This window comes from Pseudomonas protegens CHA0, from assembly GCF_000397205.1.
In the GTDB taxonomy this organism is placed as follows: domain Bacteria; phylum Pseudomonadota; class Gammaproteobacteria; order Pseudomonadales; family Pseudomonadaceae; genus Aquipseudomonas; species Aquipseudomonas protegens.
In genome coordinates, this window is the sequence record NC_021237.1 from 1,315,384 (window position 1) to 1,336,543 (window position 21,160).

General features: G+C 64.0%; 20 protein-coding genes. 12 read left to right on the forward strand and 8 right to left on the reverse strand.

The window, feature by feature from the left end; all coding sequences use genetic code 11:
* The first annotated feature begins 90 nt into the window (after window positions 1–90).
* A complete protein-coding gene (locus tag PFLCHA0_RS05800; protein ID WP_015634310.1) occupies window positions 91–1,017 on the forward strand; it encodes an alpha/beta hydrolase in 927 nt (308 codons plus the stop codon).
* Window positions 1,014–1,340 carry a hypothetical protein gene (locus PFLCHA0_RS05805; protein WP_011059491.1) on the forward strand — a complete coding sequence of 109 codons (327 nt, stop codon included), beginning with the start codon at window positions 1,014–1,016 and terminating at the stop codon, window positions 1,338–1,340. Before PFLCHA0_RS05800 ends, PFLCHA0_RS05805 begins: the two co-directional genes overlap by 4 nt.
* Before the next feature lie 112 nt (window positions 1,341–1,452).
* Here the strand turns inward: PFLCHA0_RS05805 and PFLCHA0_RS05810 are convergent, their stop codons facing one another.
* From PFLCHA0_RS05810 to PFLCHA0_RS05820, 3 genes are all read right to left on the reverse strand, one after another.
* Window positions 1,453–2,241 carry an OmpA family protein gene (locus tag PFLCHA0_RS05810; RefSeq protein ID WP_011059492.1) on the reverse strand — a complete coding sequence of 263 codons (789 nt, stop codon included), beginning with the start codon at window positions 2,239–2,241 and terminating at the stop codon, window positions 1,453–1,455.
* 53 nt (window positions 2,242–2,294) lie between these two features.
* On the reverse strand, window positions 2,295–2,708 hold the full coding sequence (locus tag PFLCHA0_RS05815) for a DUF4398 domain-containing protein (RefSeq protein WP_011059493.1): 414 nt from the start codon (window positions 2,706–2,708) through the stop codon (window positions 2,295–2,297).
* Window positions 2,709–2,996: 288 nt separating this feature from the next.
* The gene (locus PFLCHA0_RS05820; protein WP_015634311.1) at window positions 2,997–3,341 is read right to left on the reverse strand and encodes a hypothetical protein; all 345 of its coding nucleotides are present in this window, start codon (window positions 3,339–3,341) and stop codon (window positions 2,997–2,999) included.
* A gap of 204 nt (window positions 3,342–3,545) precedes the next feature.
* On the opposite strand from PFLCHA0_RS05820, the gene ppc reads away from it, so the two are divergent.
* The 7 genes from ppc to PFLCHA0_RS05855 all read left to right on the forward strand — a co-directional run bounded on the left by ppc (window position 3,546) and on the right by PFLCHA0_RS05855 (window position 10,800).
* Window positions 3,546–6,176 carry a phosphoenolpyruvate carboxylase gene (gene ppc, locus PFLCHA0_RS05825; protein WP_041751972.1) on the forward strand — a complete coding sequence of 877 codons (2,631 nt, stop codon included), beginning with the start codon at window positions 3,546–3,548 and terminating at the stop codon, window positions 6,174–6,176.
* Window positions 6,177–6,465: 289 nt separating this feature from the next.
* Window positions 6,466–7,113, forward strand: a complete 648-nt coding sequence (gene adk, locus PFLCHA0_RS05830; protein ID WP_015634313.1) for an adenylate kinase — start codon at window positions 6,466–6,468, stop codon at window positions 7,111–7,113.
* Window positions 7,114–7,203: 90 nt separating this feature from the next.
* Entirely contained in the window at window positions 7,204–7,878 is a 675-nt protein-coding gene (tsaB, locus tag PFLCHA0_RS05835) for a tRNA (adenosine(37)-N6)-threonylcarbamoyltransferase complex dimerization subunit type 1 TsaB (protein ID WP_041751973.1), read from the forward strand.
* A 186-nt stretch (window positions 7,879–8,064) separates the two neighbouring features.
* Window positions 8,065–8,367, forward strand: a complete 303-nt coding sequence (locus PFLCHA0_RS05840) for a hypothetical protein (RefSeq protein ID WP_015634315.1) — start codon at window positions 8,065–8,067, stop codon at window positions 8,365–8,367.
* Window positions 8,364–9,224 (forward strand): DUF72 domain-containing protein, encoded by an 861-nt coding sequence (locus PFLCHA0_RS05845; RefSeq protein ID WP_026020060.1) that lies wholly within the window; start codon window positions 8,364–8,366, stop codon window positions 9,222–9,224. Before PFLCHA0_RS05840 ends, PFLCHA0_RS05845 begins: the two co-directional genes overlap by 4 nt.
* A gap of 33 nt (window positions 9,225–9,257) precedes the next feature.
* On the forward strand, window positions 9,258–10,088 hold the full coding sequence (locus PFLCHA0_RS05850) for an isocitrate lyase/PEP mutase family protein (protein ID WP_015634316.1): 831 nt from the start codon (window positions 9,258–9,260) through the stop codon (window positions 10,086–10,088).
* 13 nt (window positions 10,089–10,101) lie between these two features.
* Complete coding sequence (locus tag PFLCHA0_RS05855; protein WP_015634317.1) at window positions 10,102–10,800, forward strand: extensin-like domain-containing protein; 699 nt, start codon at window positions 10,102–10,104, stop codon at window positions 10,798–10,800.
* Window positions 10,801–10,808: 8 nt separating this feature from the next.
* On the opposite strand, the gene PFLCHA0_RS05860 is transcribed toward PFLCHA0_RS05855, so the two are convergent.
* A complete protein-coding gene (locus PFLCHA0_RS05860) occupies window positions 10,809–11,426 on the reverse strand; it encodes a hypothetical protein (RefSeq protein ID WP_015634318.1) in 618 nt (205 codons plus the stop codon).
* 94 nt (window positions 11,427–11,520) lie between these two features.
* Here PFLCHA0_RS05860 and PFLCHA0_RS05865 point away from each other — a divergent pair, with 94 nt between their 5' ends.
* Window positions 11,521–12,303 (forward strand): class I SAM-dependent methyltransferase, encoded by a 783-nt coding sequence (locus PFLCHA0_RS05865; RefSeq protein WP_011059503.1) that lies wholly within the window; start codon window positions 11,521–11,523, stop codon window positions 12,301–12,303.
* Between the two features lie 98 nt (window positions 12,304–12,401).
* Here the strand turns inward: PFLCHA0_RS05865 and PFLCHA0_RS05870 are convergent, their stop codons facing one another.
* On the reverse strand, window positions 12,402–13,037 hold the full coding sequence (locus tag PFLCHA0_RS05870; protein WP_015634319.1) for a TetR/AcrR family transcriptional regulator: 636 nt from the start codon (window positions 13,035–13,037) through the stop codon (window positions 12,402–12,404).
* 94 nt (window positions 13,038–13,131) lie between these two features.
* On the opposite strand from PFLCHA0_RS05870, the gene PFLCHA0_RS05875 reads away from it, so the two are divergent.
* Both PFLCHA0_RS05875 and PFLCHA0_RS05880 read left to right on the forward strand, forming a co-directional pair.
* Window positions 13,132–14,220: an efflux RND transporter periplasmic adaptor subunit gene (locus PFLCHA0_RS05875; RefSeq protein ID WP_011059505.1), complete on the forward strand. Its 1,089-nt coding sequence runs from the start codon at window positions 13,132–13,134 to the stop codon at window positions 14,218–14,220.
* A gap of 6 nt (window positions 14,221–14,226) precedes the next feature.
* On the forward strand, window positions 14,227–17,283 hold the full coding sequence (locus PFLCHA0_RS05880; RefSeq protein ID WP_015634320.1) for an efflux RND transporter permease subunit: 3,057 nt from the start codon (window positions 14,227–14,229) through the stop codon (window positions 17,281–17,283).
* Between the two features lie 122 nt (window positions 17,284–17,405).
* On the opposite strand, the gene PFLCHA0_RS05885 is transcribed toward PFLCHA0_RS05880, so the two are convergent.
* From PFLCHA0_RS05885 to plsB, 3 genes are read right to left on the reverse strand one after another with little or no spacing between them, the layout of a single operon-like run.
* Window positions 17,406–18,095, reverse strand: a complete 690-nt coding sequence (locus PFLCHA0_RS05885; RefSeq protein WP_011059507.1) for a DUF4197 domain-containing protein — start codon at window positions 18,093–18,095, stop codon at window positions 17,406–17,408.
* Between the two features lie 24 nt (window positions 18,096–18,119).
* The gene (locus PFLCHA0_RS05890; RefSeq protein WP_015634321.1) at window positions 18,120–18,518 is read right to left on the reverse strand and encodes a YbaY family lipoprotein; all 399 of its coding nucleotides are present in this window, start codon (window positions 18,516–18,518) and stop codon (window positions 18,120–18,122) included.
* A 51-nt stretch (window positions 18,519–18,569) separates the two neighbouring features.
* Window positions 18,570–21,074 (reverse strand): glycerol-3-phosphate 1-O-acyltransferase PlsB, encoded by a 2,505-nt coding sequence (gene plsB / locus PFLCHA0_RS05895; RefSeq protein WP_011059509.1) that lies wholly within the window; start codon window positions 21,072–21,074, stop codon window positions 18,570–18,572.
* Window positions 21,075–21,160 lie beyond the last annotated feature (86 nt).

Below are 21,160 nucleotides of genomic sequence, written 5' to 3' on the forward strand. Positions count from 1 at the left end.
ATCCACAGACAGCTGTAGCCACTGGCACAGGCTGCGACAAGGCCCGCAGAGCCTTCAGCGCCCATCCGGGTACAGGCCAGGGGGCTGCGGATGAGCCGGCTACTGAAGTATTGCGCGGTATTTGCCCTGCTGCTGGGCCTGCAGGGCTGCAGTTCGTTGCTGTTCTATCCCGAACCCGGGCTGCCTTTCACCCCTGAGCGGGCCAGGCTTGAATACCGTGACGTGACCCTGACCACCGCCGATGGCCTCAAGCTGCACGGCTGGTGGCTGCCGGCCAAACCCGGAGTGGCGGTCAAGGGCACGGTGCTGCACCTGCATGGCAACGGCGGCAATCTGGCCTGGCACCTGGGGGGTAGTTGGTGGCTGCCGGAGCAGGGCTATCAGGTGCTGCTGGTGGACTATCGCGGTTATGGCCTGTCCGAAGGTGCACCGAGCCTGCCGGCGATCTATCAGGATCTGGATGCCGCGTTCAAGTGGCTGGACCAGGCACCCGAAGTGCAGGGCAAGCCATTGATCGTGCTGGGGCAAAGCCTGGGCGGCGCCCTGGCCATCCACTACCTGGTACAGCACCCCGAGCGTCAGGCCCAGCTCAAGGCCATCGTCCTCGATGGGGTACCGGCCAGTTATCGCGATGTCGGGCGCTATGCCCTGAGCACTTCCTGGCTGACCTGGCCGTTGCAGGTGCCGTTGTCGTGGCTGGTGCCGGACGCCGACAGCGCGATTCACTCGATGCCGCGCCTGACCGGGGTACCGAAACTGATCTACCACAGCATCGACGATCCCATCGTGCCCCTTTCCAATGGCATCCGTGTGTATCAAGCTGCGCCCCCGCCCAGGGTCCTGCAGCTGACCCGCGGCGGTCATGTGCAAACCTTTGCCGATCCGACCTGGCGCCGCGTGATGCTGCGCTACCTCGATGATCCGCAGCATTTCGACGGGTTGCGCCGCCTGGGGGAGATCCCCAATTACCCGACGCCCCCGAATTCAGCAGTTGAACCTCCAGAGAGTCCGCAATGAGTGAAGAACGCAACGCCATTCCCATGATCATCACCGGTATCTGCAGCATCATCGTCACCGTGGGCAGCCTGTGGTACTACGGCTACCTGCACTTCGCCAAACCGGAGGATGCATTGCTGCTCAGCGACTTCACCATGCTCAAGACCGTGCCCGGCGAGGACTACAAGATCTCCCTGCAACCTGCCGATGAAGTGGCCCAGTGCATCGACGGTGTACTGGTGCTGTTCGACACCCAGCAGAAAGGCCTGACCGGGGTGCTGGTGAACAAGAAGAAGCAGGCTGTGCGCTGCATGGGGCAGGAAACCCCGCAACTGGAACAGTGATCTGTTCGCCGGCAAGCCGGCTCCTACATGGATAACGGCATAAAAAAACGCCGCCGACCTGAAGAGGTCGGCGGCGTTTTGTCTTACCTGCCTATATAGGCAGGGTGCCCGATCAGTTGCGGCTGACCGACGAACGTGGTGCTACCGGCTGGTTGTCGTTGGAAATGGTCACTTCCACGCGACGGTTCATGGCGCGGCCGGAAACACTGCCGTTATCGGCCACCGGATATTCCTTGCCATAACCCTGGCTAACGATGCGCGCCGGGTCGATACCCATGCGGATCAGAGCCATCTGCACCGAGCCGGCACGGCGCTCGGACAGCGACTGGTTGTAGGAATCGCTGCCGGTGCTGTCGGTGTAGCCTTCGACGATCACCTTGCGATCGGGGTTCTGCTGGAGGAATTGCGCCAGCTTGTTGATGTTCACCAGGCCGCTGGATTTCAGGTCGGACTTGTTGGTGGCGAACAGCACGTCACCGAAGGTCACCAGGGTGCCGCGGTCGGTCTGCTTGGCGTTGAGGCTGTCCTGCAACTGCTTGATCTGCGCGTCGCGGGCATCGAGGATGGCGCGGGCGCGCTGGTCGCCGGCGTCCTTGAGCTTGGCTTCGGCGGTGCGCAGGGCAATGGTTTCCTTGGCCACTTCAACCCGCTGGTTGGTCAGGTAGGCCAGTTGGTCGACCTTCTTCTCGTCGTCCTTGTTCAGGTAGGCCTTGTCGGCCTTGTCCATCCAGTCGGCGGCGTCCTTGGTTTCCAGGGCGGCGACCTTGCTGGCCTGCGGGTTGGCCTGCAGGGCGGAGAAGTTGGTGCGGGCGTTTTCCAGGTTGGCGTTAGGCGGGGTGGAGCAGGCCGCCAGGGCTACGCTCATGGCCAACAGGGCTGGGATCATCAATTGTTTGCGCATAATGGTTCGTCCTTTCAATCAAATACGAGTACGTGGGAATCGGCGGCGGCTTCTTATTGCACGCTACGCATGCCTTCCTGACGCAGTTCCTGAACGCCTTTCTGCGAGTCTTTGAGCGCCTGCTCGGCCTTGGCGGCCTGGGCCTTGCGCTCTGCTACGCGGGCGTCCCACTCGGCTTGTTCAGCCAGGCGGCGGGCTTCGTCGTACTTCTTGTCGTGCATGGCAATCTCGGCTTGCTTGAGCTTGTCCTGCGCCGACTTCATTTCCACGGCAGCAAATTCGGTACCGCCTGCGCTCACTGCGCTATTGACCGCAGATTGCGTGACCGCGTACTGCTCGGTGGGCGGGTTCCCGGCACAACCGGCCAGAACCATGCTGCTACCGAGGGCCAGCGCGGCCAGCTTCAGCCCGCGCAGAGAGGTGAACGAGGATTTGGCAGTGCTGATCTTCATGGTCTTCAACTCCATTGGGTAACTCCTGGAAAACATCAAAATCCATCCTGGTTCTGGCGCCGTGACGCTTCAGTGACGACGAGCGCTGATGGCAAAATTTGAAACGGCCGTTCCAGTGATGGCTAATGGGTGTGACCCGAGGCTTTTTTGAATAGTTCAGAGAAAGATGGCGATTGGCCGGAAAAAAATCTGACGCATCGGACAGGGCTCTAGATCGGGAACTTTTGCCGTGCGCAGGGGTATCCCCGACCCTTTGCAGGGCCGGGAAGGATGATTGTCAGGTGACCGCGGGAGTGTGGAAGGTCAGTGCTTGGGCTTGTCGGACTGGCTCGCCAGCAGGTGCAGATGCTGGCGCGACAATGCCAGGAAACGAGGGGTGGGTCCCACATCCTCGTACAGTGGATCGCCCTCTTCATCGGTGGCCACGACGTGCTGGCCCTGGATGTAGGGGAAGCTCGCCTCCAGCTCTTCCAGGGCGGCGCCGATCAGTTCGCCGAGCAGTTCTTCGGTCTGGCGTTTGGGGTACATCTCGGAAAGGGCGGCCAGGCGTGCGGCGGCTTCCACATCCAGGTGAATCCGGTAGCCGGTCCGGGTCAGGCGACCCTTGGCGTTTTCTTCCCAGTGTTGCGCAAGTTCACGGATTTTCATGATGACCTCAATGAACACCTGCTCGTGGCAGGCTGGGTTGAGTGGACCGGCCGGGGCCGGTAGGCGGCCCTCGTGCGGCCTATGCTTGAGACTAGCTGCATCGCCGAAGGTTTGGTGCGCTTTGCCCCACGCTTGCTAAGCGAGGTGTGCAGGCGGCACTCTTGAGCCTTCCGTGCCGCCTTGAGTCCGCTGGAGAACACCTCGATGACCGATATTGATGCGCGCTTGCGCGAAGACGTTCACCTCTTGGGGGAACTGCTGGGCAATACCATCCGCGACCAGTACGGGGAGGCTTTCCTCGACAAGATCGAGCAGATTCGCAAAGGCGCCAAGGCCGATCGCCGGGGCTCGCCGGGGGCCGAGCTGAGCGCCAGCCTCGACCAGTTGAGCGAGGACGAACTGCTGCCGGTGGCCAGGGCCTTCAACCAGTTCCTCAACCTGGCGAACATCGCCGAGCAGTATCAGTTGATCCACCGCCGCGACGAGTCGCAGCCGGCACCCTTCGAGGCTCGGGTGCTGCCGGAGCTGCTGGCTCGCCTGCGGGCCGAAGGGCATAGCGCCGATGCTCTGGCCCGGCAACTGGGGCGCCTGGAAATCGAGCTGGTGCTGACCGCTCACCCCACCGAAGTGGCGCGCCGCACCCTGATCCAGAAATACGATGCGATTGCCGGGCAACTGGCGGCCCAGGACCACCGTGACCTCACCAGCGCCGAGCGCGGGCAGATCCAGGAGCGCCTGCAACGCTTGATCGCCGAGGCCTGGCACACCGAGGAAATCCGTCGGACCCGACCCACCCCGGTGGATGAAGCCAAGTGGGGCTTTGCGGTGATCGAGCATTCGCTGTGGCAGGCGATCCCCAATTACCTGCGCAAGGCCGACAAGGCCTTGTTCGAGGCCACCGGGCTGCACCTGCCGCTGGAGTCGGCGCCGATCCGCTTTGCGTCGTGGATGGGCGGCGACCGTGATGGCAACCCCAATGTCACCGCTGCGGTAACCCGCGAAGTACTGCTGCTGGCGCGCTGGATGGCCGCCGACCTGTACCTGCGGGACATCGACCACCTGGCGGCCGAGCTGTCCATGCAGCAGGCCAGCCCGGCGCTCCTGGCCAGGGCCGGAGATAGCGCCGAGCCTTATCGGGCGCTGCTCAAGCAATTGCGCGAACGCCTGCGGGCCACCCGCAACTGGGCCCACGCGGCGCTCAGCGCGGCGGTGCCGGCGGGCGCCGAGGTGTTGCACAACAACCGTGACCTGCTGGAGCCGCTGCAGCTGTGCTACCAGTCGTTGCACGAGTGCGGCATGGGAGTGATTGCCGACGGGCCGCTGCTCAACTGTCTGCGCCGGGCAGTGACCTTCGGTCTGTTCCTGGTGCGCCTGGATGTACGCCAGGATTCCAGCCGGCATACCTCGGCCATGACCGAAATCACCGATTACCTGGGCCTGGGGCGTTACGAGGACTGGAGCGAGGAGGATCGCATCACCTTCCTGATGCGCGAACTGAGCAGCCGTCGGCCGTTGTTGCCAGGCTATTTCAAGCCCTCGGCGGACACCGCCGAAGTGCTCGCCACCTGCCGCGAAATTGCTGGTGCGCCAGCGGCGTCCCTGGGTTCCTATGTGATTTCCATGGCCGGCGCGGCCTCCGATGTGCTGGCGGTGCAGTTGCTGCTCAAGGAATCCGGTGTGCTGCGACCGATGCGCGTGGTGCCTCTGTTCGAGACCCTGGCGGACCTGGACAACGCCGGCCCGGTGATGGAAAAACTGCTGCACATGCCGGGCTATCGTTCGCGCCTGCAAGGGCCGCAGGAAGTGATGATCGGCTACTCCGACTCGGCCAAGGATGCCGGCACCACGGCTGCGGCCTGGGCCCAGTACCGGGCCCAGGAGCGGCTGGTGGACATCTGCCGCGAGCAACAGGTGGAACTGCTGCTGTTCCACGGCCGCGGTGGCACCGTGGGGCGTGGCGGCGGCCCGGCCCACGCGGCCATTCTGTCGCAGCCGCCGGGCTCGGTGGCGGGGCGTTTCCGCACCACCGAGCAAGGGGAAATGATCCGCTTCAAATTCGGCCTGCCGGACATCGCCGAGCAGAACCTCAACCTCTATCTGGCCGCGGTACTGGAGGCGACCCTGTTGCCGCCGCCGCCACCGCAGCCGGCCTGGCGTCACCTGATGGACGAGCTGGCCAGCGATGGCGTCCGGGCCTACCGCGAGGTGGTGCGGGACAATCCGCAGTTCGTCGAGTACTTCCGCCAGTCCACTCCGGAACAGGAGCTGGGCCGCCTGCCGCTGGGCAGCCGCCCGGCCAAGCGCCGTGCCGGGGGCATCGAGAGCCTGCGGGCGATCCCCTGGATCTTCGGCTGGACCCAGACCCGCCTGATGTTGCCCGCCTGGCTCGGCTGGGAAGCGGCCTTGAGCAAGGCCCTGGCCCGTGGCGAGGGTGACCTGCTGGGGCAGATGCGTGAGCAATGGCCGTTTTTCCGCACCCGCATCGACATGCTGGAGATGGTGCTGGCCAAGGCCGACGCGGATATCGCCCGCTCCTATGACGAGCGCCTGGTGGAGGCCGAACTGTTGCCGTTGGGCGAGCATTTACGCGACCTATTGTCGCAGGCTTGCGCGGTGGTCCTGGGCCTGACCGGGCAGTCGCAACTGCTGGCGCACAGCCCCGATACCCTGGAGTTCATCCGCCTGCGCAACACCTACCTCGACCCGCTGCATCTGTTGCAGGCCGAGCTCCTGGCGCGCTCGCGCAAGCAGCAGGCGCCGCAAGGAAGCCCCGTGGAACAGGCGTTGCTGGTCTCCGTTGCCGGTATCGCCGCTGGCTTGCGCAATACCGGCTGAGGTGCGAGAGGGCTGCCGGCCAGCTGCGCGGCAGCCCCGATCAAGGCAATTGCGAGGTGTCGTTCTGGTTCATCTGGCGACACTTTGTTGTCGGGTTGCGACTTGTTCTACCCGGCCAATGGGGCACAAAAGGGCCGGGTTCCTCCGACTTTCGACTGCTTGTGTGCGCTGTGTCGGCTGTGTATCTTGATCAGCCTTTGGCCGTTTGGGCGGCCACACCCCCATTTTTGAGATTGGCCCCACGAGGCGAATCCGAGCGTTTCTAAATAAAAAATTGAGGAGCACATCGATGCGCGTAATTCTGCTGGGAGCTCCCGGGGCCGGTAAAGGTACTCAGGCAAAGTTCATCACCGAAAAGTTCGGTATTCCACAGATCTCCACCGGTGACATGCTGCGTGCTGCGGTCAAGGCCGGCACCGAGCTGGGCCTGAAGGCCAAGAGCGTGATGGACAGCGGTGGCCTGGTGTCCGATGACCTGATCATCAACCTGGTCAAGGAACGCATCAGCCAGGCCGACTGCGCCAATGGCTTCCTGTTCGACGGCTTCCCGCGCACCATTCCCCAGGCCGAAGCGCTGGTGAAGGCCGGTGTCGAGCTGGACAACGTGGTGGAAATCGCCGTCGACGACGAAGAGATCGTCCAGCGCATCGCCGGTCGCCGTGTGCACGAAGCTTCGGGCCGGGTCTACCACACCGTCTACAACCCGCCGAAGATCGCCGGCAAGGATGACATCACCGGTGAAGACCTGGTGCAGCGCAAGGACGACACCGAGGAAACCGTGCGTCATCGCCTGTCGGTCTACCACTCGCAGACCAAGCCGCTGGTGGAGTTCTACCAGCAACTGGCTGCCACCCAGGGCAAGCCTAAGTACAGCCATATCCCTGGCGTCGGTTCGGTGGAAGTGATCACCGGCAAGGTACTCGAAGCCCTGAGCTGAGTTGCCTGAGCGTTTGATCGTTGAACGGCCCGCTTGCGGGCCGTTGCTGTTTATAATGCGTCACTTTTTTCAATGCCTATGGAACCCCGAATGAGCACCTTGCTGGCCCTGGACACCGCGACTGAAGCTTGCTCCGTTGCTTTGCTGCATGACGGCAAGGTCACGAGCCATTACGAGGTGATCCCGCGCCTGCATGCGCAGAAGCTGTTGCCGATGATCCAGGAACTGCTGGCCAATGCCGGGGTGACCTTGCAACAGGTCGAAGCCATTGCCTTTGGCCGTGGCCCGGGGGCCTTCACCGGGGTGCGCATCGCCATCGGCGTGGTGCAGGGCCTGGCCTTTGCTCTGGAGCGCCCGGTGCTGCCGGTATCCAACCTGGCGGTGCTGGCCCAGCGGGCTCTGCGCGAGCATGGCGCGACCCAGGTGGCTTCGGCCATCGATGCGCGCATGGATGAAGTCTATTGGGGCTGCTACCAGGAAGTTGCCGGCGAGATGTGCCTGGTGGGCGCGGAAGCGGTATTGCCGCCGGAAGTCGCGGCCCTGCCCGAAGGCTCCAGCGGCGACTGGTTCGGTGCGGGCACCGGTTGGGGGTATGGCGAGCGCATTGCCGTCGAACTCAGCGGCCAGGACGCCGGCATGCTGCCGCATGCGGTCGACCTGCTGACCCTGGCGCAATTTGCCTGGGAGCGCGGCGAGGCGATCGTTGCCGACCAGGCCCAACCTGTCTATCTGCGGGACAAGGTCGCTACTCCCAAGGCCCGTTGAACCTAGAACAAATGTGCGCGGTTATGCGGATAACTCCTGCATACGCCCGCCAATCGTCCGTTTTTTCAGCCTGAATCTGCCCGGTTTTAAACCTTTTGGCTTTTCTGTGTTCTAGTTATCACTTGGGCATTTGCTAAGTCGAAGCGGTGCCGCTAAATTGCCATCATCGACCCCGGGCTTTTCTGTATGCGTATAGACGGCATCTCCTCTCAGTCCTACCCCATCAAGCGCAAGCCTCGCAAAGGCCGTGCGCTGGTAGACGAGTCCCTGGACGATGCCGACGCGATTGAAGTGCAGCCCGAGCCTTCGGCCCAGAGCCGTTCCCAGGCTTCTTCCCCACGCACCGGCAATCTTCCCGCCCGCCCCCAGGACATGATCTTCCAGCGGGCGATGAAAAAGAGCGTGGCCAACGCCCTGGCCAGCTACCTGACCACCGCCGGCTTTGTCGATTGGGATATGGAAGTGGTGGGTCTCGACCTGCATATCTGATGCTGCCTTATTTCCTCGGTTGTCCTTCCTGGAGCGAAAACGCCTGGCGTGAGTACCTGTACCCGGAAGACGCCCGGCCCAATGATTTCCTCGGCCTGTATTGCCAGGTCTTCAACGCCGTCGAAGGCAATACCACCTTCTATGCACGGCCGGCGCCCGGAACCGTGCAGCGCTGGGCCGAGATCATGCCCGAGCACTTTCGCTTTACCGCCAAGTTCCCCGGTGACATCAGTCACGGCGGCGACCTGCGCGAGCAGTTGAGCGCCGCTGAGTCCTTTATCCAGCTGCTCAGCCCCCTGGGTGAGCGGGTGTCGCCGCTGTGGCTGCAGTTGCCGGCCAGCTTTGCGCCCCAGCGTCTGGCGGAACTGGCCGGGTTCATCGATGGCCTGGAGCGGCCGCTGGCGGTGGAAGTGCGACATCCGGAGTTCTTCACCAAGGGCGATGCCGAGCGCATGCTCAACCGGCTGCTGCGCGAGCGTGGCGTGGAACGCATCTGCCTCGACCCGCGGGCCCTGTTCAGTTGCACGTCGACCGCTCCTGCGGTGCTGCATGCGCAGTCGAAAAAGCCCAAGGTGCCACCGCGCCCCGCAGCCTTCACCCAGTTTCCCCAGGTGCGCTTCATCGGTCATCCGGAGCTTGAGGCCAACGATCCTTTCCTTGAGCCCTGGATCGACAAGGTCGCCGGCTGGATCGAAGAGGGGCGTACGCCCTACGTGTTCCTGCACACTTCGGACAACCGTCTGGCGGCCGAACTGGCGCGGCGTTTTCACGCCCGGCTGATGCAACGTTTGCCTGGCTTGCCCGCATTGCCTGAGTTATACAGAGAGCCCGCTGCGGAGCAACTCGGCTTGCTCTGAAGCGCCTTCACGGCCTTCTTCAGGAGCGAGCCAATGGACGCGCAAACCCTTCGAGCCACTGCCTTCAGGGCCCTGCATGAACGTGCCGGAGCCTTCGTCATTCCCAACCCCTGGGATGCCGGTTCGGCGAAGATGCTCGCCAGCCTCGGCTTCGAGGCCCTGGCCACCACCAGCGCCGGCTATGCCTTTTCCCTGGGGCGCCCGGATGCCGAAGGTGCACTCAGCCTGGAGGACACGCTGGACAACGTGCGCAGCATCGTCGGCGCCAGCAGCCTGCCGGTGGCGGCGGACCTGGAAAACGGGTTTTCCGACAGCCCCGAAGGCTGTGCCCAGGCGCTGCTTCTTGCGGCGGCCAGCGGTGTGGTCGGTGCTTCGATCGAGGACGCCACGGGCCATGCCGAGCAGCCGATCTACGATTTCCAGCTGGCGGTGGAACGCATCGAGGCCTGCGTGGCGGCCGTTCGCAGTCTGCCCTTTCCCTTTACCCTGACCGCCCGGGCGGAAAACCTGCTGCACGGGCGTGATGATCTGGCAGACACCATTCGCCGCTTGCAGGCCTTTGCCGAGGCCGGTGCCGATGTGCTCTATGCCCCGGCCCTGGGCAGTGCCGAGGATATCCAGCAGGTGGTGCGAGCGGTGGCGCCCAAGCCAGTGAACGTGCTGATGTCGGGAGGCCTCAACCTCAGCGTGGCGCAACTGGCGGAGCTGGGCGTCAAGCGCATCAGTGTCGGTTCGGCCCTGGCGCGGGCCGCTTACGGAGCCTTCTACCGGGCTGCGCTAGATATCCATAGCCACGGGCGTTTCGATTTTGCCGACCGGGCGATGCCGTTCGGGCAGATCAATCAAATGTTCAAGCAGCCGTGAAACGGGAGTGTCTGTGCGGGTAGTGAAAGTCCTGGGCGCCTTGTTGTTGCTGGGCGCCCTGTTGTTGATCGGTGTTCGCCTGGGCTGGTTGCCCGTCGCGGACAGTTGGAATCCCTGGGCGCCGCTGGACGTGCGGGCCAAGCCCAACCTGTTGACCCGTTTCAAGCTGGCGCGGCTGCGGGATGACCCGCAACTGTGCGACCAGGTGCTGGCGGGCTCGGGTTTGCGTACCAGCCGCCAGCTCGACAGCCGCACGGACGTCGCTTGCCCATTGAGCAATACCCTGCGTGTACAGGGTGGCGACGTGGCCCTGAGCAGCAGCTTTCTTGCCAGTTGCCCGCTGGCGGTGGCCTTTGCCCTGTATGAGCGCCATGGCCTGCAGTCGGCCGCGCAGGCGGTGTACGGCCAGCGGGTGGCGCGAGTCGATCACCTGGGCAGTTTCGCCTGTCGCAACATGTACAGCCGCGAGAGCGGTGCCCGCAGCCAGCATGCCAGTGCCAACGCCCTGGACATCGCCGGCTTTCGCCTGGGGGATGGGCGCAGCATCAGCGTGCTCCGGGATTGGCCCAAGGACAGCAATGAAGGCCGGTTTCTGCGCCTGGCCCGGGATGGCGCCTGTGATGCGTTCAACGTGGTGCTGGGGCCGGACTACAACAATGCCCATCGCAACCACTTTCATCTGGATGTAGGGCCTTGGTGGGTGTGTCGCTGAGGCTGGGCTCAGGCGGCGATGCGCAGGTTCTGCAGGATCAGTGGGCGGGCCCAGCCGATATCGAAGTCCATCGCCCGCTGTTGCTCGATGAGTTCCTGAGGCGGGAACGGCTCGGCGGGTTTGTCCAGCAGGTCCAGTTCGAATTCGGCGATCGGCAGGTGCAGTGGGCGGGGCTCCGGCGCAGGGCCTGGAGCAGGAATCGGCTGGCCGGCGTTGAGCACGATCGGGCGTACCCAGCCACTTTCGAAATCCTGCTGGCGCTGTTGGGCCACGATCTCTTCTGGCGGGAAGGGCGGGGCGGGTTTATCCAGCAGGTCCATTTCAAACTCGGCGATAGGCAGGAACAGCGGCTCCGGCGGGCGGACCTCGGTGTCTTGCACGTCGCAATGACGCTGGTTGACGATCTGCGCCAGCACATCGCTGCCGCCAGCCGGTTCAACCGGGCCATCGATGGCCACCGCCGGTACCGATTCAACGCTCGCACCTTCACCCCGTTGCTCGGCCAGGGCCTGGGCAAAGAAGTCCTGCCACAGATGGCTGACGCCGCTCAGTGCCTGGGAGTTGCGCAGGCCATAGTCGCCGTGGGGCGAGATATAACCTATCGATGTGCGTTGAATGTCTGACATTGCTCTCGGTCGACGCTTGAGCTCTGGCAAAATGGCCGATAGTCCTGTTATCGGCAGTTTTTGCCGATCATTAATTTTTTGAGTGTGTTTTCAGATGAATGAGCAACCCGCAGCCTGCCGCATCAAAGTCGAGGCCCTGGGCGCCGGATTCGCCCCAGCGGCCGAGCAATGGGCCGAGCGCCTGGGGCTGGCGCTGCAGGTCGATGAGGCCGAGTTCGCCTTGCAAGTGGGGGAGCAGGGCCTGCAGTTGCAGCAATTGGGGCCGGACGCGCCCGGGCCGGTACGGGTGGATTTCGTCGAGGGTGGTGCAGCCCATCGGCGGCTGTACGGCGGCGGCAGCGGGCAGATGATCGCCAAGGCGGTGGGCGTGGCCCAGGGCGTGCGACCACGGGTGCTGGATGCCACGGCCGGTCTGGGCAAGGATGGCTTCGTGCTGGCGACCCTGGGTTGCGAGATGAGCCTGATCGAGCGCCAGCCATTGATTGGTGCGCTATTGGAAGACGGCCTGGCCCGCGCTGCGCAGGACGCCGAGGTAGGGCCTATCGTGGCCCGCATGCACCTGCTCAAGGGCAATTCCATCGAGCTGATGCGCAACTGGCAGGGTGAACCGCCCCAGGTGATCTACCTCGACCCGATGTTTCCCCATCGGGAGAAAAGTGCCCTGGTGAAGAAGGAAATGCGCTTGTTCCGGCCACTGGTGGGCGATGACAACGACGCCCCGGCCCTGCTCGCCGCGGCCCTGGCCCTGGCCAGCCACCGGGTGGTGGTCAAGCGTCCGCGCAAGGCGCCGTGCATCGAAGGGCCCAAGCCCAGCCATGGGCTGGAGGGCAAATCCAGCCGCTACGACATCTACCCGAAGAAGGCCCTCAAGGCCTGAGCCCCCTGTAGCAGCCAGCTTGCCGGCGAAGGCGGTCTTCAGTCCGCTTCGCTGGCAAGCCCGCTCCTACATCAGCCAGCGCTTGCGCCTGCCGGTTTCTACGGCCGGTAGGCGCGGATGAACAGCGCCACCACTTCCTGCACATGCTCCTCTGCGGCGGCGCCCCTCAAGGGTTCGCCGCAGCCGTAGAGCAGGCGGAAATTCGCCCCGCCCTTGAGCATGCAGAAAAAGTGCTCGGCGGCGTTGCGCGGCTTGTCGATGCGCAGGGTGCCCAACTGATTGATCTTCGCCAGCAGCCGCTCCATGCCCAGCAGCACCCGTTCGGGACCGGCCTCGATGAAGATCTGCGAGAGCTTGGGGTCCTGGCTGCCCAGCGTCATGATCAGGCGGTGCAGGTTCACCGACTCGTCGCTGTTGATCAGATGGTGAAAGCCCCGGGCGATGTTCAGCAGAACATTCTCAACCGGCGTGTCGGGGGTCAGTTCGTAGATCAGCGTGGGCAGCTGTTCTTCGCACTTGGCCACCACAGCGGCGGTGAACAAGGTCTCCTTGTCATTGAAATGGCTGTAGACCGTGAGCTTTGAAACCCCGGCCTCAGCGGCGACCGCATCCATGCTGGTACTGGCGTAGCCATTGCTCAAGAACAGGACTTTGGCTGCTTCGAGAATGGCCTGGCGCTTGGCCAGATCCTTGGGCCTGCCTGGCCCAACGTTTGCGGAAATATTGTCGGACATTTTTTCGCTGTTAATACTGGACTGGTGAGTTTGCTATTAATAACATACCGGCCAGTATAAATATTCCAAGCACCATTAGCGAAAGGTCGCCGCCATGTTCCGCTATGCCTTGCCAGTCAGCCTGGCTTTTTTTCTGTCTGCTTGTGGGCACGAAGAGCCCGTTCAAATTGGCATCCGGCCGGCCATGGTGGTCCAGCCAGAGCCTTCGGCAAGAGCTTCGGACAGCTACCCGGGCGAGGTGCGCGCCCGCTATGAGCCGGACCTGGCATTCCGTATCGGCGGCAAGGTCAGCCGACGGCTGGTGGAGGAGGGCGAGCGGGTCAAGGCCAACCAGCCCCTGGCGGAGCTCGACCCGCAGGACGTGCGCCTGCAACTTGAAGCCACCCGGGCCCAGGTCACTGCAGCCAGCGCCAACCTCAACCTGGTGCGCGCCGAGCGTGATCGCTACAAGACCCTGCTGGAGCGGCAGATGGTCAGCCATTCCCAATACGACAACGCCGAGAACCTCTACCGTTCCGGCGAAGCGCGCCTGAAGCAGATCAAGGCCGAGTTCGATGTGGCCAACAACCAGGCCGGCTACGCGGTGCTGCGCGCGCCGCAGGACGGCGTGGTGGCCAAGCGTGCGGTGGAAGTGGGGCAGGTGGTGGCGGCCGGGCAGACGGTCTTCACCCTGGCCACCGATGGCGAGCGTGAGGTGCTGATCAGCTTCCCCGAGCAGAACTACGGCCGCTTCAAGGTCGGCCAGCCGGTATCGGTGGAGCTCTGGACCCAGCCGGGCCAGCGTTTCGACGGGCGCATCCGCGAGCTGTCGCCTGCTGCCGATCCCAAGTCCCGGACCTTCGCCGCGCGTATTGCCTTCACTGCCGGCAAGGTTCCCGCCGAGCTGGGCCAGAGTGCTCGGGTGTTCATCCAGAGCGGCGATGCGGTGCCGCTGTCGGTGCCGCTGTCGGCGTTGTCCGCGGAAGGCGGGGCGACTTATGTCTGGCGGGTGGATGCCAACAATACCCTGCACAAGACCCCGGTGCGGGTCGGCGCCTTCGGCGAGAAGAGCGTGCCGGTGCTGGAAGGGCTGAGCGCCAGCGATTGGGTGGTGGCCGCGGGGGTGCATGTGCTCCATGAGGGCTTGCAGGTGCGCCCGGTGGATCGCTCCAACCGCGTGGTCAATCTGGCGGCCAAGGAGTAATCCCCGATGGGTTTCAACCTTTCCGCCTGGGCGTTGCGCAATCGCCAGATCGTTCTGTTCCTGATGCTGCTGCTGGCCATTGTCGGTGCGCTGTCCTACACCAAGCTGGGGCAGAGCGAGGATCCGCCTTTCACCTTCAAGGCCATGGTGATCCGCACCAACTGGCCCGGGGCCACGGCCCAGGAAGTCTCGCGCCAGGTCACCGAGCGCATTGAAAAGAAGCTGATGGAGACGGGCGAGTACGACCGCATCGTGTCCTTCTCGCGGCCGGGGGAGTCCCAGGTGACCTTCATCGCCCGGGACTCGATGCACTCCAACGAGGTTCCCGAGCTGTGGTACCAGGTACGCAAGAAGATCAGCGATATCCGGCAGACCCTGCCGCCCGGTATCCAGGGGCCGTTCTTCAACGATGAGTTCGGCACCACCTTCGGCAATATCTATGCGTTGACCGGGCAGGGCTTCGACTACGCGGTACTCAAGGACTACGCCGACCGCATCCAGATCCAGCTGCAACGGGTCAAGGACGTGGGCAAGGTCGACCTGCTGGGCCTGCAGGACGAGAAAATCTGGATCGAGCTGTCCAACGTCAAGCTGGCGACCCTGGGCCTGCCCCTGGCGGCGGTGCAACAGGCCCTGGAAGAACAGAACGCAGTGTCCACCGCCGGGTTCTTCGAGACCCCGAGCGAGCGGGTGCAACTGCGGGTGTCGGGCAATTTCCAGACCGTGGAGCAGATCCGCAATTTCCCGATCCGCGTCGCCGGTCGTACCTTCCGCATCGGTGATGTGGCGGACGTGCGTCGTGGTTTCAACGATCCGCCCGCGCCGCGCATGCGCTTCATGGGTGAAGACGCCATCGGCCTGGCTGTGGCGATGAAGGAGGGGGGTGACATCCTGGTGCTGGGCAAGGCCCTGGAAGGCGAGTTCTCGCGCCTGCAGAAAAGCCTGCCGGCGGGGATGGAACTGCGCAAGGTGTCCGACCAGCCGGCGGCGGTGAAGACTGGGGTGGGCGAGTTCGTCCGGGTGCTGGCCGAGGCCCTGATCATCGTGCTGCTGGTGAGTTTCTTCTCCCTGGGAGTGCGGACCGGGATGGTGGTGGCCCTGGCGATTCCCCTGGTGCTGGCGATGACCTTCGCCACCATGTACTACCTGGGGATCGGCCTGCACAAGATTTCCCTGGGGGCGCTGGTGCTGGCCCTGGGCTTGCTGGTGGACGACGCGATCATTGCGGTAGAGATGATGGCGATCAAGATGGAGCAGGGCTTCGACCGGATCAAGGCCGCCAGCTTCGCCTGGACCAGTACCGCCTTCCCCATGCTCACCGGCACCCTGATCACTGCGGCGGGCTTCCTGCCGATCGCCACGGCCCAGTCCGGCACGGGCGAATACACCCGTTCGATCTTCCAGGTGGTGACCATTGCCCTGGTGGCCTCGTGGATTGCAGCCGTGGTGTTCGTGCCGTACCTGGGGGAAAAACTGCTGCCGGACCTGGCGAAGATCCACGCCGCCAAGCACGGCGCCGAATCCAATCCCCACGGTACACCCTTCTACCAGCGGGTCCGGCGGGTAGTGGGCTGGTGCGTGGAGCGGCGCAAGACGGTGATCGTCCTGACCATCCTGCTGTTCGTAGGCTCGGTGATGCTGTTCCGTTTCGTTCCCCAGCAGTTCTTCCCGGCCTCGGGTCGCCTGGAACTGATGGTCGACCTGAAGCTGGCGGAAGGCGCGTCCCTGAGCAACACCGCCGATGAGGTCAAGCGCCTGGAAGCCCTGCTCAAGGAGCATGCGGGCATCGACAACTACGTGGCCTACGTGGGCACCGGTTCGCCGCGGTTCTACCTGCCGCTGGACCAGCAACTGCCGGCCACCAGCTTTGCCCAGTTCGTGGTGCTGGCCAAGAGCATCGAGGAGCGTGAAGAGCTGCGCGGCTGGTTGATCGAAACCCTCAACGAGCAGTTCCCGGTGCTGCGCTCGCGGGTCACGCGCCTGGAGAACGGGCCGCCCGTGGGCTACCCGGTGCAGTTCCGGGTCACCGGCGAGCACATCGAGGAAGTCCGCGCCCTGGCGCGCAAGGTAGCGGCCAAGGTGCGAGAGAACCCCCATGTGGTCAACGTGCACCTGGATTGGGAAGAGCCCAGCAAGGTGGTCTACCTGAACATCGACCAGGACCGGGCCCGGGCCTTGGGAGTGAGCACCGCCAACCTGTCGAAATTCCTCCAGAGTTCGCTGATCGGTTCCACCGTCAGCCAGTACCGGGAAGACAACGAGCTGATCGAGATCCTGCTGCGGGGCACCCGCGAGGAACGCACCGAGCTGTCGTTGCTGCCGAGCCTGGCGGTGCCTACCGAGAATGGCCAGAGCGTGTCCCTGTCCCAGGTGGCAACCCTGGAGTACGGCTTCGAAGAAGGGGTGATCTGGCACCGCAACCGCCTGCCCAACGTCACCGTGCGCGCCGACATCTACGGCAAGGAGCAGCCGGCGACCCTGGTGCAGCAGATCCTGCCGACCCTGGAGCCGGTTCGCGCGGAGCTGCCCGATGGTTACCTGCTGGAAGTGGGTGGCACGGTCGAGGACTCGACCCGGGGCCAGAACTCGGTGAAGGCCGGCGTGCCGCTGTTCATCGTGGTGGTGCTGACCTTGCTGATGATCCAGCTGCGCAGTTTCTCGCGCACGGCCATGGTGTTCCTCACGGCGCCCCTGGGATTGATCGGGGTCACCTTGTTCCTGCTGGTGTTCCGCCAGCCCTTCGGCTTCGTGGCCATGCTCGGCACCATTGCCCTGTCGGGGATGATCATGCGCAACTCGGTGATCCTGGTGGACCAGATCGAGCAGGACATCAAGGCGGGGCACAAGCCCTGGGATGCGATCATCGAAGCCACGGTGCGGCGTTTCCGGCCCATCGTGCTGACCGCCCTGGCGGCGGTGCTGGCGATGATCCCGCTGTCGCGCAGTGTGTTCTTCGGGCCGATGGCAGTGGCCATCATGGGTGGGCTGATCGTGGCGACGGCGCTGACCCTGTTGTTCCTGCCGGCGCTGTATGCGGCCTGGTTCAGGGTCAAGAAAACCTAGGAACCGGTATGCGGGAATACATCCTGTAGGAGCCGGCTTGCCGGCGAAGAGGCCCTTGGGGCAGGCGCTTGTCCTGGCGACGTCTTCGCCAGCAAGCTGGCTCCTACAGGTAGCGGGGAGGCTTACAGGGTGCCGAAGACTTTCTTGGCCAGGCTGGTGGCGGCTGCCGCCGGGTTCTGGCGAATGGTTTCTTCCTGCTTGCCGATCATTTCGAACAGGCCATTGAGGGCTTGTTCGGTCACGTAACTCTCGATGTTGGCGCTCTTGGCATCCAGCACGCCGAGCGTCGCAGCCTGGCCGGCGAAGGAGTTGTACTGCTTGGCCAGGCCGACCTGGTCAGTGGCCTGCTTGACGATCGGCAGGAACTTGGCGCGGATCTGCTCGCGGCTGCTCTTGTCCAGGTATTGGGTGGCGGAGTCCTTGCCGCCGGCAAGAATGCCCTTGGCGTCAGCCACGGTCATCTTCTTCACGGCATCCACCAACAGGGCCTGAGCTTGCGGGACAGCGGCCTCGGCAGCCTTGTTCATGCTGGTTTCAAGCTGATCGACCTGGTCGCCCATGCCGAACTGTTTCATTTTTTTCGCGACCTTGCCCAGGTTGCCTGGCAGCTCGATGCGCACCTCGGGGTTGTTGCTGAAACCACCTGGGGTGCCCAGCTGTTTGACGGCGATCTGCGCACCCTGGGTCAGGGCATCTTTCAGGCCACCGCTGGCGTCACCCTGGGACAGGTCGCTCAGGGACAGGGCCAGGGCGCTGGCGGAGATCAACAGACCAGCGCACAGGCTGGTGAAACGAAGCGAAGTACGGAGCATGGCGGCTTCCTTGTGCAATAAGAATTAACGAACAGCGTCGACCCGCAGCTTCAAGGGCTGCGGGTCGCTGCCGTCGAGTTTAACGGTGTTGTTTTCGGTGGTGATGAAGACCAGCTGGCCAGCCACTTCAATCCGCGCGCTGACCGAATAGCGGTGGCCGGGCTTGACCTGGGCCGGGTCGTAGCTGAGGTGAAAGGGCAGCGGCACCTGGCCCTTGACCGGACCACTCTGCTCGGCCAGGACCACGGCAGGGGCGTCGGCCAGTGACACGTCCTGCAGGCTCACGCTCAGGGTGGCGGTCGGAGGCAGGGCGATGCGCTGCAAGTAGAAGACTTCGCCGTCGAGGCTGGCCTTGGCAGCGGGATTCATGGACTGGCAAGCGCCGAGCAGCGCGGTGGCGGCCAGCAGGCTGAGCTTTTTCATCGCGGATCTCCGTATCGAGGGCGCCGCAGCTGCTCCGGCGCCCGTAAGAATCTAGTCGTTTTGCGCAGGTGCCGCGAGCTGGTCGGCGGCGTCTTCGCTGCGGTGCAGGGCGACCTGGCGGATCGACAGGCGAATTTCTGCCGGCAGCACGCGCTTGGCGGCACCTTCGGCCAGCTCCCCCAGCGCTTCGTGGTAGCTCAGCTTGCCGGCTTCGTCGCGGCGCAGCACACCCTGGTCCAGCAGGGTCTGGATAAAGTGGCGGAACAGGCTCTTGTCGAAGAACTCCGGGGCATTGAGGCCATGCAGGATCGACAGGCGCTGGGCCATGACCGTGCACAGGTCTTCCAGCTCCTCGGCGCTGATGCTGTTCTGGCCGCTGTTGAGCAACAGGGAAATAGCCATGTAGAAGCGTTGCAGGGTCTGGGCAATGCTCTTGGACAGCAGGGTCAGCAGGACGAAATGCCGCGAGCTCGGGGCCGGACGCTGGTACAGGTCCTTCTCGAAGCGCAGCAGGCCCTGTTCGACAAAGGCCTCCAGCCACTGGTCCACCACCGCGTCCAGCTCATCCAGCGGCCAGCGGATGAACAGCTCCGATTGCAGGTAGGGATAAAGCGCGCGGGTATAACGCAGGATCTGTTCGCGGCTCATGCGCGACGAGCTCTGGAAGAAGCTCGCCAGCAACGCCGGCAGGGCGAAGATGTGCAGCACGTTGTTGCGGTAGTAGGTCATCAGGACGGCGTTCTGCTCGTCCAGGTAGAGGATCTTGCCCAGGGCGTCGCTCTGTTCGGCCAGCAGGTCCATGTCCTTGACGTGCTGGATCAGAGCCCGGCCGTCGCCTTCGGGCAAGGTGGTGTGGGGCGAGTAGGGCACGCGACGCAGTAGTGCCAGGTACAGGTCCAGGACCCGCGCCATGGCGCGGTCGTCCAGGGCCAGGCGGGTGGTGGAAAGCAGGGCCAGGGCCACCAGGTTCACCGGGTTGATCGCCGCGGCTTCGTTGAGGTGCTGGGCCACCCGCTCGCCGAGACGGTTGGTGGTTTCATTGAGCCAGGCCGGGCGGTACTGCGGGCCCAGCTCCTGGGTCCGCCAGTCCGGCTGTTCCTGGTCGAGGAATTCCGCCAGCTTGATCGGTTCGCCGAAGTTCACCGCCACCTGGCCGAAGCGCTGCTTGAGGGCGCCGATGACCTTGAAGATGTCGAAAATCGACTCTTTCTTCTTACTCGCGCCGCGCAGCTCGCCCAGGTAGGTCCGGCCTTCCAGCACCCTTTCATAGCCGATGTACACCGGTACGAAGACGATGGGCATGCGCGAGGAGCGCAGGAAGCTGCGCAGGGTGATTGCCAGCATCCCGGTCTTGGGTTGCAGCATGCGCCCGGTGCGCGAACGGCCGCCCTCGACGAAGTACTCCACCGGGAAACCCTTGGTGAACAAGGTGTGCAGGTATTCGTTGAACACCGAGGTGTAGAGCGGGTTGCCCTTGAAGGTGCGGCGCATGAAGAAGGCCCCGCCGCGACGCAGCAGGCCGCCGATCACCGGCATGTTGAGGTTGATCCCGGCGGCGATGTGCGGCGGGGTCAGGCCGTTGCGAAACAGCAGGTAGGACAGCAGCAGGTAGTCGATATGGCTGCGGTGGCAGGGCACGTAGATCACTTCGTGGCCCTGGGCGATCTTCTGCACGCCTTCGAGGTGGTTGACCTTGATCCCGTCGTAGATCTTGTTCCAGAACCAGCTCAGCACCACTTCCAGGAAGCGGATCGCGGTGTAGGTGTAGTCCGAGGCGATCTCGTTGCCGTAGCGCAGGGCCTGGGCCTTGGCTTTTTCCGGGGAAATCTTTTCGCGCTCGGCCTCGTCGAGGATCGCCTGTTTCACCAGGGGCTGGTTCAGCAGGCCCTTGACCAGGTTGCGCCGGTGGGAAATGTCCGGGCCGATGACCGCAGCCTTGAGGTTGCGAAAGTGCACCCGCAGGATGCGCTGGGCCATGCGCACGGTGCGCTCGTGGCCCTTGTTGTGCTCGATCAGCTCGCGCAGGTTGATCGGTGCGGAGAACTGCACCCGGGTCTTGCGTCCCAGGATCATGATGCTCAGCAGCCGGCGCAGGCGCCCGGTGACCGCCCAGCTGTCGGCGAACAGCAGCTTCCACGGGCTCGATTCGCTGTCCGGCGACTGGCCCCAGAACACGCTGACCGGAATGATCTGTGCATCTTCGGCGGCATTCTGGGTCAGGGCGCTGACCAGCCGGGTCAGGGTCGGTGGCGCCCCGCGCTTGTCCTGGCGACCAAGCCAGTCGGGCTCCGGGGTCAGGTAGAAGAAGGCCGCCGGTTCCAGCAGGTTGCCCACCGACACCGGCAGTACCGGACGTGGCAGCCCAGCCTTGGTGCATTCGGTATCGACCACGGCGAGATCGGTCAGGGACGGGTTTTGCAGGACGTAGAACACCGGTCGGCTGCGGTCGAGGTCGAGGGTGAAGGACGACTGGTTGATGGTTTCCGAGCGGACCCAGAGGTACAGCAGTCGGCGCAAGGTGCCAAACACAAGACGGCGGATCGGGGAGCGGGTCATACGGCTTCTGCGTGAGTGAGTAGAAAACCGAGCAACTGCTCGGGGCCGGTAGTGTGCCGGATTCGCCGAAAATCGGCAAAAAAGCG

Excerpts from the sequence above, each read along its gene's own strand:
- adk (WP_015634313.1), top strand. The coding sequence starts at position 6,466 with ATGCGCGTAATTCTGCTGGGAGCTCCCGGGGCCGGTAAAGGTACTCAG.
- PFLCHA0_RS05805 (WP_011059491.1), top strand. The coding sequence starts at position 1,014 with ATGAGTGAAGAACGCAACGCCATTCCCATGATCATCACCGGTATCTGC.
- PFLCHA0_RS05880 (WP_015634320.1), top strand. The coding sequence starts at position 14,227 with ATGGGTTTCAACCTTTCCGCCTGGGCGTTGCGCAATCGCCAGATCGTT.
- PFLCHA0_RS05875 (WP_011059505.1), top strand. The coding sequence starts at position 13,132 with ATGTTCCGCTATGCCTTGCCAGTCAGCCTGGCTTTTTTTCTGTCTGCT.
- PFLCHA0_RS05820 (WP_015634311.1), bottom strand. The coding sequence starts at position 3,341 with ATGAAAATCCGTGAACTTGCGCAACACTGGGAAGAAAACGCCAAGGGT.
- PFLCHA0_RS05885 (WP_011059507.1), bottom strand. The coding sequence starts at position 18,095 with ATGCTCCGTACTTCGCTTCGTTTCACCAGCCTGTGCGCTGGTCTGTTG.
- plsB (WP_011059509.1), bottom strand. The coding sequence starts at position 21,074 with ATGACCCGCTCCCCGATCCGCCGTCTTGTGTTTGGCACCTTGCGCCGA.
- PFLCHA0_RS05870 (WP_015634319.1), bottom strand. The coding sequence starts at position 13,037 with ATGTCCGACAATATTTCCGCAAACGTTGGGCCAGGCAGGCCCAAGGAT.
- PFLCHA0_RS05810 (WP_011059492.1), bottom strand. The coding sequence starts at position 2,241 with ATGCGCAAACAATTGATGATCCCAGCCCTGTTGGCCATGAGCGTAGCC.
- PFLCHA0_RS05815 (WP_011059493.1), bottom strand. The coding sequence starts at position 2,708 with ATGGAGTTGAAGACCATGAAGATCAGCACTGCCAAATCCTCGTTCACC.
- PFLCHA0_RS05850 (WP_015634316.1), top strand. The coding sequence starts at position 9,258 with ATGGACGCGCAAACCCTTCGAGCCACTGCCTTCAGGGCCCTGCATGAA.
- ppc (WP_041751972.1), top strand. The coding sequence starts at position 3,546 with ATGACCGATATTGATGCGCGCTTGCGCGAAGACGTTCACCTCTTGGGG.
- PFLCHA0_RS05840 (WP_015634315.1), top strand. The coding sequence starts at position 8,065 with ATGCGTATAGACGGCATCTCCTCTCAGTCCTACCCCATCAAGCGCAAG.
- PFLCHA0_RS05865 (WP_011059503.1), top strand. The coding sequence starts at position 11,521 with ATGAATGAGCAACCCGCAGCCTGCCGCATCAAAGTCGAGGCCCTGGGC.
- PFLCHA0_RS05860 (WP_015634318.1), bottom strand. The coding sequence starts at position 11,426 with ATGTCAGACATTCAACGCACATCGATAGGTTATATCTCGCCCCACGGC.
- PFLCHA0_RS05800 (WP_015634310.1), top strand. The coding sequence starts at position 91 with ATGAGCCGGCTACTGAAGTATTGCGCGGTATTTGCCCTGCTGCTGGGC.
- tsaB (WP_041751973.1), top strand. The coding sequence starts at position 7,204 with ATGAGCACCTTGCTGGCCCTGGACACCGCGACTGAAGCTTGCTCCGTT.
- PFLCHA0_RS05890 (WP_015634321.1), bottom strand. The coding sequence starts at position 18,518 with ATGAAAAAGCTCAGCCTGCTGGCCGCCACCGCGCTGCTCGGCGCTTGC.